A 12,941-nucleotide genomic window follows, 5' to 3' on the forward strand; every position below is an offset into this window, starting at 1 on the left:
GAGTAAAATCTAGGATTCCTTTTTTTAGTGCTCATTTTCGGTTTACAGAAAATTTTCTGCATCTTCTTTGACAAAAGTGACCACATGATGTTAGTGTTGTATGGTCACTTTTTTAAGAGGAGGATATTTTTTGAGTAAAGTTAAGGTAGAACATTTAACCAAAATTTTCGGTAAGAAGCAGCAGCAAGCTCTCGCGATGATCAAAGAAAATCGCGATAAGAATGAGATTGTGGAGCAAACTGGTGCGACCGTTGGTGTATATGACGCAAGTTTTGAAGTCGAAGAAGGAGAAATTTTCGTTATCATGGGACTTTCCGGCAGCGGAAAATCCACGATGATTCGTTTATTAAATCGGTTGATTGATCCAACCTCTGGGGAAATCTATATCGATGGCGAAAATATTGCCCAAATGGATAAAGAAGCACTGCGGGAAGTGCGTCGCCATAAAATCAATATGGTCTTTCAAAATTTTGGACTATTTCCCCATCGAACGATTTTAGAAAATACAGAATATGGTCTTGAAGTGCGGGGCGTTCCCAAGGTTGAACGTCAAGCATTGGCTGAACAAGCACTGGATAATTCAGGTTTGTTGACCTTTAAGGATCAATACCCAAATCAACTTTCCGGTGGGATGCAACAGCGGGTCGGCTTAGCGCGGGCTTTAGCAAACGATCCGGAGATTTTACTGATGGATGAAGCTTTCTCAGCGTTAGATCCATTGATTCGCCGGGAAATGCAAGATGAGTTGTTGGACTTACAAGCAAACGTACAAAAAACAATTATTTTTATCACCCACGATTTAAATGAAGCGTTACGGATCGGTGATCGGATCGCCTTGATGAAGGATGGTCAAATCATGCAGATCGGTACGGGGGAAGAAATCTTGACCCACCCAGCGAACCAATACGTTCGTGATTTCGTGGAGGATGTCGATCGTTCGAAAGTACTTACGGCACAAAACATCATGGTTCCAGCTTTGACGACCAATATCGAAGTTGATGGACCGAATGTTGCGTTGAATCGAATGCGTAAAGAAGAAGTCAGCATGCTTTTAGCAGTTGACCGTAAGCGCAAATTGAAGGGCAGTCTAACTGCGGATAAAGCGCGGGAAGCACGTAAGAATAATTTAGAGCTGAAAGATGTTATCGATAAAAATGTGCGCCGTATTCCGAAAGACATGCTGGTCACTGATATTTTCAATCTGATTTTTGATTCGCCGGCACCGCTGGCCGTAGTTGAAGGCGACCGTTTAGTCGGTGTTGTCATTCGCGGCAGTGTGTTAGAGGCGTTAGCAGATACAGAAACAGAAGAGGTGATCGCAAATGTTTAGTATTTTACAACAAGCTTTACCTGTCGCAGATTGGGTCGAAGGCTTTACCGATTGGCTGACCGGAACCTTCGCGGGGCTGTTCTCAGCCTTACAGCATGCCGGACAGTTTTTAATGGATGGGATGACCAATCTATTAACGATGATTCCGCCATTACTATTGATTCTCGTTTTAACAGTTGCCGCCTTTTTTATTTCCAATAAAAAATGGGGGTTGACGAGCTTTACGTTGATTGGCTTACTCTTTATCTACAATCAAGGTTTATGGATTGATTTAATGAGTACTGTCACATTGGTTCTTTTATCTAGTGTACTGTCGATCATCATTGGAGTACCTCTAGGGATCTTGATGGCGAAAAATGAGACAGCCAAAAAGATCATTACGCCAATCTTAGACTTTATGCAGACGATGCCTGGATTCGTGTATTTGATTCCGGCTGTGGCTTTCTTTGGGATCGGAATGGTACCCGGCGTGTTCGCATCAGTCATTTTTGCTTTGCCGCCAACCGTGCGTTTTACCAATTTAGGAATCCGTCAAATTCCGAAAGAATTGGTGGAAGCTTCTGATTCATTCGGTGGTACCAGCAAACAAAAATTATTTAAATTAGAATTGCCATTAGCCAAAAGCACGATTTTAGCAGGGATTAACCAAACAACGATGCTGGCCTTATCGATGGTCGTAATCGCATCAATGATTGGTGCGCCTGGTCTCGGTCGCGGTGTCTTGTCTGCTTTGCAGCGAGCACAAGTCGGTAATGGTTTTGTGAACGGTCTGGCGCTAGTTATTTTAGCGATCATCATTGACCGTTTTACCCAGAATATCAATAAGCCGAAACAACAGGCAGCTGAAAAAATGCCGAAAACGAAAAAACGTAAGATCGGGATTGCCGCTGGTGTAGTTGCAGCAATTGTATTGCTTGCTTCTTTTGGTTTTGGTGGATCTTCTACTGAGAACAAAGGCACGATCAATCTGACGTATGTTGAATGGGATACCGAAGTGGCTTCCACTCATGTAGTCGGTGAAGTCCTAAAAGAAATGGGCTACAACGTCAACATGACGCCGCTGGATAATGCGATCATGTGGGAATCTGTCGCAAAAGGCGAATCAGATGCGATGGTCGCTGCTTGGCTACCGAATACGCATAAATCACAATATGCCCAGTATAAGGATCAAGTGGATGATTTAGGCGTCAACTTAAAGGGAGCCAAGGTGGGAATCGTTGTTCCAGATTATATGGATGTCAATTCTATTGAAGATTTGACCGATCAAGCCAATAAAACAATCACTGGAATCGAACCTGGTGCCGGTGTCGTAAATGCAGCGGAAAATACATTGAAGGCTTATCCCAACTTAGCGGATTGGAAAGTTTCCACTTCCTCTTCAGGGGCCATGACAGTCGCACTTGGTCAAGCCATCAAGAAGAAACAACCAATCGTAATTACTGGTTGGTCGCCTCACTGGATGTTCGCGAAATACGGCTTGAAGTATTTGGAAGATCCGAAGGGTGCCATGGGTACGGAAGAAGCGATTCATACGATGGCTCGTAAAGGTCTGAAAGATGACCAGCCTGAGGCATACAAGGTATTGGACAACTTTAATTGGAACCAAAAAGACATGGAAAGTGTTATGCTGGCAATTAATGAAGGAAAAGATCCTTCGCAAGCAGCCAAGGATTGGATCCAAGATCATCAAAAAGAAGTCGATGAATGGAAGAAATAGCATAGATAGAAACTGCTGATCAAGTCGATCAGCAGTTTTTTCGTTCTTTAAGGGAGTATAAAATTTTCACATGCAAAAAGCTTATGAAAGCAAGGGTATCCATGTCCGGCTTCACGAACTAGCTTTATCGGCAATAAGCAAAAATATTTCGAAATTTGAGAAGCAATTTAGAAATATTTTGGTCTTATTGCTCAAAAGCTGAGCGAGTTCGCGAAGCCTTTCTTATCTGATTAATAAATAGAAATAATTTCATAAATATTTTCAAAAAAGAATGATTCCTATTAATTAGTGTTTTCATGATTAATGATGAAAAAAGGATGTCTTTAAACAATGCGGAAAATTTACTATTATGAATATAAGAGATAGTGAGGAGGTCAGCGCAACTTTGTAAGTCTTTCTTTACACTGCTGCCTAATTAAGAAAGGTCTACCATTAAAACGAGTAAGGATGTCAGTTCAACTTTTCGCAAACTACTTAATCAGAGAAGTATGTAACCGGCTTAGCGCATCAACGCTCAAACACTTTAGTTGAATGATATACGGTATTCGAATAGAACTAATTTTTCACTTGTGAAAAATTAATACTTTAAAACGAATAAGGAGGTGGGAAAATGGATAAGAGTATGCGGCGGCGAAATCAATTGTTGTCTTTACTTCTTTCTGAAAGCGATTACAAAGCGACGGATTATTTTAGTGAGAAGTTAGAAGTCTCTACAAGAACAATTTTGAATGATGTTAATTTTTTGAATGAGGAGCTAATCAAGAAGGAGATCGAGATTGTCAAGGTACCGCGGCATGGAATCAAGCTGGTCGGAACGGAAGGAAATGTCAATCGTATTGGTGCTTTGATCTTGGAGAACGACGGGGATGCCTATGATGTGCTGGGGAGAAGAGAAGCGATCTTTCGCCGATTATTTATGAAGCCAGAAGGGCAATTACTAGAAACCTTGGAAAAAGATTTTTTTATCTCAGATTCGACGTTAAAGAAAGACCTGGATTATCTTCAGCGTTATCTTCGCCACTTCGAGGTCAAGATTTGTCAAAGCAGACGAAAAGTTATCCTTAAAGGATCAGAGGTCGATGTTCAGCAGTCTTACCAGAATTTTTTGATGACGAAGTTTCCTGATACATTACTAGTAAATAATGACGAACTGTTGCTCCAACTAGAAAATTATTTTCCGAAGCAACTGATTCAGCTGGTCAAAGATACCTTAGAAAAGTTTTCGGACATGTTCTACAGCGATATTTCGAATAAATATTTTTCAGCAATTTTTCTTACATTTTTATGTTTACTTACGCGAGCAGAGCAGGGCTATCATATGACGATCGAGGAGAAGAAGAAAAGCGAGTTGGAAGACTTGGCTCTTTATACCCAAACTTATGAGATCTGCGCCTTTATTTCTGCCAACAGTGCGATCGAACTTTGGTACCCCGACATTTATCACCTGTCTGAAACGTTGTATGCCATGAATATCAAGCCTTTTTATAAATCAAGCAAGCGCTACAGTGATTGTTATCAAGAAGCGGTAGAGGAACTGATGGCTGATCTGGGAAATTTATTGAACATTGATTTTTCTGGTGATCAGGAACTGCATGAATCACTAATGAGTCATATTGTACCGATGATTTACCGTCTGCGTCGCAATATTTTAATCAAAAATCCTTTTATGGAGGAAATCAAAAACCGCTATTTATTACTTTATTCCATGATGTGTTATGCCACTAGTAGTTTGGCTCAGCGTTTTTCGATCGAGATTACTGGTGATGAGATTTCCTTTTTAGTGATTTATTTTCAAGTGTCCTTGGAAAGAAAGTATGGTGTGAGTTTCCGCAATATCTATGTTGTTTTATCACGGGGGTTGATCACAAGTGATTTGATTTATACGAAAATTCGCCGAATCATTCCCCATACCGATAAGGTGCTTCAATTGACCACCAAGGAGTTCGAACAGGTAACCTTGAATTCTCGTGATGTTGTCGTCACCACCGACCCGAGTGTCAAGGCCAGAAATGTCGTCTATATTTCTCCTATGATCAAAGATGAGGAAATTAGCCGGATTGTTCATACCTATTACAAACGATACCACGCGACAGGAAAAGAAAAAACACAGGCACGGCAGCAATGGATTAACCCAGAGCTTGTTTTTCTTCGACAGCACGTGGAGAACAAAGAAGAATGCTTGAATTTCATGATTGAAAAATATCAGGAGCTGGGAATCGCGAAGAAAAAATTTGGTGAATCAGTTTGGGTCAGAGAAAAATTAGGCGATACCAGTTTTTCCGTAAGTGTGGCGATTCCCCATGCAGATCCCAGTGAAGTGAATCAAACCTCGATCGGGATCATGACCTTGGATAAAAAGATCAATTGGGGTATCAACAACGTCAATGTCATTCTATTTTTTGCTATTTCAGATACGGATATCGATGCGGCGAAGAGCAAGATTACAGGATTGCTTGAATTTATCGAGAAGGAGGAGAACGTGGAGCAGTTGATTCAAGCAACAGATAAACAGACACTATTGGAATTAGTGATGGGTGAAGGGAGTGCAATCTAAGTGGCTGACTTTTGGGATGAAATGTACTTAGATGAACATTTGGTAGATTTGGAAATCGATGCGTCAGATAACTTTTCAGCATTGGCGGCATTAGCAGGCTGTCTTGAGAAAAATCAATGTGTGAATGGCGAATTCAGCCAAGCAATCCAAGAACGGGAAAAAGAATTTTCAACAGGACTGCCATTAGAACATGTTGGGGTTGCGATTCCTCATACGGATTCCGAGTATGTGTTCAAGCAATCGATGGCGATCGGTATTTTAAAGAACCCCGTGATGTTTGAAATGATGGGGTCGCCGGAAGTCTTGGTACCGGTCAAAATCATGTTCATGCTAGCGATCAAGGAACCCAAGAAACAATTGGAATTTCTCCAAGCATTGATCGACATGTTCCAAACAGACGAAAAGGTCTTAGCGATTATTCAAGCGAAAACGGCAACGGAAGCCGTGAAAAAAATGAAACAGAATTTAAATTAAGGACGTGGGAAAAATGAAAAATATCTTATTGGCATGCGGCTCAGGGATTGCGACATCAACAGCGGTGAACGGAAAGATCTCAAAAATTTTGGATGAAAATGGCTACAAAGGACAATACAAAATTACCCAATGTAAGATTTCGGAAGCACCTAGCAAAGCTTCCAACTATGATTTTTTAATCTCCACAACAGTAATACCCAAGGATTTAGCTTGTGAATCTGTTTCGGGTGTCTGCTTCTTGACAGGTGTCAATACGAAACCAACGATTGATCGAATTTTAGGCTTGATGGAAAAGTAACCTGCATTTAAATAATACGAGTAAAGAGAGGGAATAATCATGGATGCTATTATTAAAGTGTTTCAATTTATCCAAGACTTGGGTGTATCCGTTGTAATGCCAATTGTAATCTTTATCATTGGTTGTGCCTTCAGAACCGGTGTCGGGAAGAGTCTTCGGGCCGGGTTGACTGTAGGGGTTGGGTTTATTGGGTTGAACTTGGTTATTAACTCGTTGTTAGGGACAAGCCTTTCGCCAGCTGTACAGGCGATGGTCGATCGTTTTGGGCTTAGTCTTTCAACCATTGATGTAGGGTGGCCAGCCGCGGCGGCAATCGCTATGGGTTCGACAGTTGGTTTGATCATTATCCCGCTGGGTCTAGTCGTCAATATCGTGATGCTATTTACGAATACGACACAAACGGTCGATGTGGACATTTGGGATTACTGGCATTTTGCCTTTACCGGCGCTTTGGTTGCAATTATTACAGATACGTTGTGGTTAGGGATCGTGGCAGCGGTTGTCAACATGGTTATCATCATGGTTCTGGGAGATGTTACCGCTCCAGAGGTAGAAAAATCGCTGGATCTGCCGGGGGTCTCACTGCCTCATGGCTTCACGACAGCCTATGCGCCAATCGCGATGGTCATTAACAAAATCATTGATATGATTCCTGGTGTACGCGATATCAATATTAATATGGATACGGTTCAACGCCGCTTCGGTGTTTTTGGTGAACCGATCTTAGTTGGAACGGTCATGGGGATTGTCATTGGAGTGATCGCCGGGTATGATGTAACGAATGTTTTAACACTAGGTGTTTCGCTAGGTGCGGTTCTAGTTTTGATTCCGAAAATGGCTGCTTTATTGATGGAAGGTTTGATCCCGATCAGTGACGCAGCCAGTGATTTCATTCAAGAAAGATTCCAAAATCGTGGAAAAATCTATATCGGATTGGATTCAGCTATCGGGGTAGGTCACCCAGTAACATTGGCGATTTCATTTATCTTGGTACCGTTGTTGATTTTCTTGGCAGTTGTTCTACCAGGAAATACGGTCTTGCCATTTGCTGACTTGGCTGTTATTCCGTGGATGTTTGTTCTAATAACGCCAATCGTAAAAGAAAATGGGTTCAGAGGTTTGATTGTCGGCTTAGTCGTATTAGTATTCGGACTATGGATCGCCACTGATTTAGCTCCGATGATTACGACAGCTGCTAAAAATGTGAATTTCGAAATGCCGGAAGGAGCCTCTCAAATCTCCTCTATCTGTGATGGGGCAAACCCGTTAACATGGGTACTGGTTCGATTAAACGGTCTTGGTTATATTGGTACCGGTATTGGAGCAGCCGTTGCATTAGTTATGGCTATTTGGAACCGAAATCGGATTAAAAAAGAAGCGGCTCAAATACACGATGGAGGAGAAGCTGCTTAATTCTTTCGTATGAAAAAAGGGGGAAGAACGAATGAAACGGTTTGAATACGATAAAACATTGTATTTTATAGATGTCCCTGTTACAGGAGTAGTCTCTTTGATCGTTTTCCTCATCGCGGTCAGCTCTGTTATCGCGAATCGAATGCCTGCACTGATGGTTTTTGTCGGGATCGTGGCTTTTTATAGTTTTTGGAATGCGCTGGTTGCCAGAGTGACACCGAAGGAAGTGGATGTCTCCGGTGATACGCTGACGCTGCGTTCATTTAAACGAACAGATGACTATAGCCTACCGCAGTTGAAGAGTTTTAAGATTCGTGAATTTCCATCTGCTGGGAAAATGTTTCTGCGTGTGGATGGTGGCGGCTTGTTGAAAGGGCGTTATTGGCTGAATACGAAAAATTATAATGACGGTCAGGAGCTGTTTCGACTATTGCTGGATATGGAGTATGAGAAGCATCCAGAATCGTTGAAGGCACGTGCCAGAAGAGTGAATACTGAATATAATGCACAAGCCAAAAAGAAAAAAGAGGCCAGCTGATGTTAGAAAAAGAAAAAGCAGAGATTATCGCAGCGGGAATAAAATTGGATCGTTATGGGTTGATTTCTTTGTCCGGAGGCAATGTGAGTCTGCGAATCGATGAAGACACATTCTTGGTGACACCTAGTGGAATGATGTATGAAGAGATGGTTCCAGAGGATGTTTTGGTGATGAACCTTGACGGTAAAATCATCGAAGGAACACGTCGTCCAAGTGTCGATACGATCGCAATCCGCTACATTTTCCAGAAAATGCCCGCAGTCAAATCAGTTATCCATACACATCAGCCATACGCAACCGGGATTGGTCTCGTGGTGGATCGAATTGATTGTGATGTGACAACCCTAGCCAACACCGCAAAAGGCCCAGTCAATGTGGCTCCTTATAGTTCTGCGGCTAGTATCGATATGGGCTATGCGGTGGTGGATCATATTGGTGATCAATTGGCTGTCGTACTGAAAAATCATGGTGTCGTAACCGTTGGCAAAAATTTAAAAGAGGCCTTGTATGCGGCGGTCTATTTAGAGGAAGCCGCGAAAACACTATATGTCGCGCATTCCTATGGCGGCGAGATCGCTAAACTAAATGACGAACAGATCCAAACCGCAGTGGAAGTGTTTAAGGATTATGGACAGGTCAAAAGCTGAGTCAGAGTCTTTGTAACGAAAAAAAGATCTTTTTATAAACTGTCTGCCGGATTTTGGCAGGCAGTTTTTGTGTACGAAAGACATCAGATACTTGGATTCATCTTGTGTAGATATTTATCTACACAAGATGAGAATCAGATTTATTCAGGCTTCAGCAAGACTTTTAGTTCCTTCCCATTCATTGCTAATTCAAAAGCTTGCTCCCAATGATTTAAAGGCAGGATTTTTGTGATCACAGGAGATAAGTCCACATTGGATGTCTCTAGCCAATCAAGTGCCTTCTCCCATGAGCTTGGTTTTTGGGTTCGCGAGCCGATCAGTTGAATTTCTTTATTCAGTAGTAGGCTCATGTCAATCGGTACGGGATTTTTGGCGAATAGCCCTTCTTGAATGACCGTTCCTTTTTTCTTAACGATTTCCAGAGCTTGCTGGAGGGCTTGCGGACTGCCGGAGCATTCAAAAACTTGATCGAAGCCTAAACCCTTTGTTTCAGTCTTGACGAGCTCTGTCAGCTCCTTTTTTTGGCTGTCAATCACGTGAGGGATGCCCAGTTCTTCCGCCTTTGCTAAGCGATTGGCATCTTTTGTGATACCGATGAGCGTGACCTCAGCTCCTAATGATTTTACGACTAAAGCGAGTAACACGCCGATAGGACCAGGACCGAAAACAGCGGCCTTTTCATTAGGTCGTATTTTTGTTTTTTCCATTGCGGCATGAATGCAGCAAGCAAGTGGTTCCATTAATGCGGACACTTCGTCTGATAAAGAATCAGGGAGCTTGTGGCAGCGTTCCGCTTTTGCTGAAACAAAAGAGGCAAAGCTTCCCTCCACCTGTGTTCCTAATCCTTTTCGCTGGCTGCAGAGGTTATATTCTTCTGCTAAACAGAACGGGCATTTTTCACAAACTTCAAAGGTTGTTTCGCTAACGACCCGATCTCCTATCGCGATATTTGTTACTTTATGGCCAATTTCTGAGACTATACCAATGAACTCGTGTCCGAGTGTTAATGGTATTTTTTTGTTATATTCTCCTTTTAAAGCATGAATATCTGAGCCGCAAATTCCGCTATATGTCACTTTGATAATAATTTCATCTCTTTTAGGAGATGGCTTATCAATATCACATAATTCTACATTTCCAACGCCAGGCGCTAATTTCCTCAATGCTTTCAATTTGATGTCCTCCTTGAATGTTTCTTTATTTAAAATTGTTATTAAAAATAATTTATTCCTAGTATGCCAAGCGTAGCACAGGCACTCGCTGACTATCTATCACAATTCTTTTGAGAAACGGACAAAAAGGATTGGTCTTGTGAAATAATAGGAGGCAGATACAATAAAAAGTGTAGAGGTGATAGTGATGAACAGAAGGGTCAATAAAATTTTATTGGATATTTTGCATGACAAAGAAGATTCATTGGCCAATTATGCCAAATTATTTCATGTCTCCGAACAGACGATTCGTAATGACATTAAGGAAATCAACTTTCAATTAGAAAGCAATAATGCAAACGGAGCTATTTATTTGGAGGATGGTTTTTTACAAATACCTAAGGAGGTTGATTTAAAGGAATTATTCAAAACCTATGCGTCTTTCCAACACTATCATTTAACCCTCGATGAAAGACGGACAATCTTAGCGCTGCTTCTGGTCACCAGTCATGACTATGTGACGACGTACTATCTATCCGAATACCTCTTAGTTAGCCGAAATACGCTGGTTAGCGACATTGAAGCGCTGAAAAAATGGTTTGTTAATAATAATTTGGTCCTGCTTTCCCACATTGGAAAAGGGTACAAGGTGGCGGGCGATGAGATTGATATTCGCTCAGCGATGACCAAATTAGTGATTTTCAATGGTCTGTTTGATTATGGCTATGATTATGCATTAGGTTGGGAGAACAACATTTTTCAAAATCTATTATTAGAGATTATTGACCCTGACACACGTTATCAAGAAGTTAGTCAATTGTTGATGGAAGCAGAGAAGGAAGAACAGCTTCAGTTATCTGATTTTTCTTATCAAGAAGTGATTTGCTATTTGATCATTATGATTGAACGCATCAAATTTGATCATTTTATTGAAGCTTCTGGCATTTTAGAAGAGATACGGGAAAGTTCAAAATCAAATTTTGCCCAAACGATCCTCAAGAAATTAGAAGAGCGTTTTGAAATCACGGCGAATGCTGGGGAATTAGATTATTTAATTTCAGTACTGCGCAGAAAGAGCTATATCAAGAATAATGGACGAAAAATTGATTCGATCGAGATTCAAATCTTAATCAATGAGTTCATTTTCAAATTGTCTAGAGAGTTAGATATCAAATACTACTTGAACAGCGATTTGTTCGACTTGCTAGAGAATCATTTGAAGCTGTTGATCTATCGGCTATCTTTGGATGACAGTGTCGTAAATGTGCTGTTTGATGAGATTTATCAATCCTATCCGGAGATGTTTGAGATTGTGAAGCGGAATTTGAGTAAGATCGAGGATTATTTGGAGGTTGAGATTCAGCAGAATGAACTGTCCTTTATTGTCATGTACGTTGTAGCGATCTTGGAGAATAGCCATAATACGCAAGTAAAAGGGCAGATTCGTCTGCGCATCGTCTGTAATTCCGGCAGTGGCACCGCTCAGCTAATCAAAGTCAAATTACTATCTGCTTTTCCTCAGATTGATGTGGTTTCGGTGGATTCCTCTCACGCGCTGCAAAAGATTCAACCAGAAGATCAGGACTTGATTGTTACCACCGTTCCGCTGCAATTTGATCAATCACCGGTCGTCTTGGTAAATCCGATATTAACGGAACAAGATATCATTCGCATCCAAAAAGTTCTATACAAAATAAAACCGCGCCACTTTATTGATCAAGAGTATTTGATTACGAAGGAAGAAGCAATGATCGAAGATTTTTTACCAATCATTCAAAAATATCTTGACGCGGGAGAGTATCAAAATTTCTTAGAGGACCTGGAATCCTTTAATCAATTGAACGAGCGTTTATCGACAGAAACACAGGAGATCAGTCGTTTGACTTCGATCTTGACGCTTGAACGCATTAAATTGGATCAGACCTGTGACACTTGGCAATCAGCGGTAAAAGAAGCTGGACAGTTGTTGCTGACGGACAAGCTGATCACACAGGAATACATCGAGGCGATGATCCAAATGGTGGTGGAATATGATTCCTATATCGTGATCTCACCGGGAGTAGCGATCCCCCATGCGGAATTTTCCCACGGAGCGAAGAAGATCGGAGCGAGCTTCCTGCGATTAGCAGAACCTGTTTCTTTTAATCATCAGAAGAATGATCCGGTGAAATATGTCATCGCATTTTCCTTGCCGGAGGGTGTTTCAATCGGAACTTGTTTGTATTATTTCACGGAGATTCTGGCTACCGAAGATTTTTTAGCAGTGATGGATCACTGTCAGTCAGAAGAAGCAGTCATGAACCAGTTAAGAAAATTAGAAGATAAAGTGATGGGATTTCCTTATGAATAAACTACTGAGAAAAGAAAATCAAAAGTTTTTATATTATTCCTTCGATGAGGAGGAGCAAGAAGTGCTGCTGGCTAAAATGAGTGAAGTGCTGATTGACGCTGGCTTCGTTCATGAGAGCTATCAACAAGCCGTCATCGAGCGGGAGCGGGTTTTTCCAACAGGATTGCCAACACAGGGAATCCATGTGGCAATCCCGCATACCGACTCGATCCATGTGAAAAAAGAAGGGTTTCTAGTGGGTGTTTTGGAAAAACCTGTGACATTTGAAATGATGGCCAGCAAGGATGTTTTTTTAGATGTAGAACTCATTTTTATGTTAGCTATCAAGCGGCCGGAGGATCAATTGGTTATGTTGCAGAAGCTGATGCTGTTATGTCAGGATGAGCAGAATTTGCGGTTGCTGAAGGCAAAAGAGAAGGTTGTTGAGGTGGAGCAGTTATTGAAAACCATTCAGTAAAGGAGAAGAAAA

Annotated in this window: 11 protein-coding genes; 10 read left to right on the forward strand and 1 reads right to left on the reverse strand. The window is 41.4% G+C overall.

The window, feature by feature from the left end:
- Positions 1-130 precede the first annotated feature (130 nt).
- The 8 genes from E6139_RS06680 to E6139_RS06715 all read left to right on the forward strand — a co-directional run bounded on the left by E6139_RS06680 (position 131) and on the right by E6139_RS06715 (position 8,971).
- On the forward strand, positions 131-1,330 hold the full coding sequence (locus E6139_RS06680; RefSeq protein WP_316402283.1) for a glycine betaine/L-proline ABC transporter ATP-binding protein: 1,200 nt from the start codon (positions 131-133) through the stop codon (positions 1,328-1,330).
- Positions 1,323-3,047 (forward strand): ABC transporter permease/substrate binding protein, encoded by a 1,725-nt coding sequence (locus E6139_RS06685; protein WP_316402284.1) that lies wholly within the window; start codon positions 1,323-1,325, stop codon positions 3,045-3,047. Before E6139_RS06680 ends, E6139_RS06685 begins: the two co-directional genes overlap by 8 nt.
- A gap of 610 nt (positions 3,048-3,657) precedes the next feature.
- Positions 3,658-5,601, forward strand: coding sequence for a BglG family transcription antiterminator (locus tag E6139_RS06690; RefSeq protein WP_316402285.1), 1,944 nt, complete (start codon positions 3,658-3,660; stop codon positions 5,599-5,601).
- The gene (locus E6139_RS06695; protein WP_316402286.1) at positions 5,602-6,075 is read left to right on the forward strand and encodes a PTS sugar transporter subunit IIA; all 474 of its coding nucleotides are present in this window, start codon (positions 5,602-5,604) and stop codon (positions 6,073-6,075) included.
- 13 nt (positions 6,076-6,088) lie between these two features.
- On the forward strand, positions 6,089-6,373 hold the full coding sequence (locus tag E6139_RS06700) for a PTS sugar transporter subunit IIB (protein WP_316402287.1): 285 nt from the start codon (positions 6,089-6,091) through the stop codon (positions 6,371-6,373).
- Positions 6,374-6,412: 39 nt separating this feature from the next.
- Positions 6,413-7,786: a PTS galactitol transporter subunit IIC gene (locus E6139_RS06705; RefSeq protein ID WP_316402288.1), complete on the forward strand. Its 1,374-nt coding sequence runs from the start codon at positions 6,413-6,415 to the stop codon at positions 7,784-7,786.
- Between the two features lie 31 nt (positions 7,787-7,817).
- The gene (locus E6139_RS06710) at positions 7,818-8,324 is read left to right on the forward strand and encodes a hypothetical protein (protein ID WP_316402289.1); all 507 of its coding nucleotides are present in this window, start codon (positions 7,818-7,820) and stop codon (positions 8,322-8,324) included.
- A complete protein-coding gene (locus E6139_RS06715; RefSeq protein WP_316402290.1) occupies positions 8,324-8,971 on the forward strand; it encodes a class II aldolase/adducin family protein in 648 nt (215 codons plus the stop codon). Before E6139_RS06710 ends, E6139_RS06715 begins: the two co-directional genes overlap by 1 nt.
- A 140-nt stretch (positions 8,972-9,111) precedes the next feature.
- On the opposite strand, the gene E6139_RS06720 is transcribed toward E6139_RS06715, so the two are convergent.
- The gene (locus E6139_RS06720; RefSeq protein ID WP_316402291.1) at positions 9,112-10,143 is read right to left on the reverse strand and encodes a zinc-binding dehydrogenase; all 1,032 of its coding nucleotides are present in this window, start codon (positions 10,141-10,143) and stop codon (positions 9,112-9,114) included.
- A 187-nt stretch (positions 10,144-10,330) separates the two neighbouring features.
- On the opposite strand from E6139_RS06720, the gene E6139_RS06725 reads away from it, so the two are divergent.
- Positions 10,331-12,472 carry a BglG family transcription antiterminator gene (locus E6139_RS06725; RefSeq protein ID WP_316402292.1) on the forward strand — a complete coding sequence of 714 codons (2,142 nt, stop codon included), beginning with the start codon at positions 10,331-10,333 and terminating at the stop codon, positions 12,470-12,472.
- Entirely contained in the window at positions 12,465-12,929 is a 465-nt protein-coding gene (locus E6139_RS06730; RefSeq protein WP_316402293.1) for a PTS sugar transporter subunit IIA, read from the forward strand. The genes E6139_RS06725 and E6139_RS06730 overlap by 8 nt, the downstream gene beginning before the upstream one ends.
- Positions 12,930-12,941 lie beyond the last annotated feature (12 nt).

Source organism: Enterococcus sp., assembly GCF_032555305.1.
Lineage (GTDB): Bacteria > Bacillota > Bacilli > Lactobacillales > Enterococcaceae > Enterococcus_A.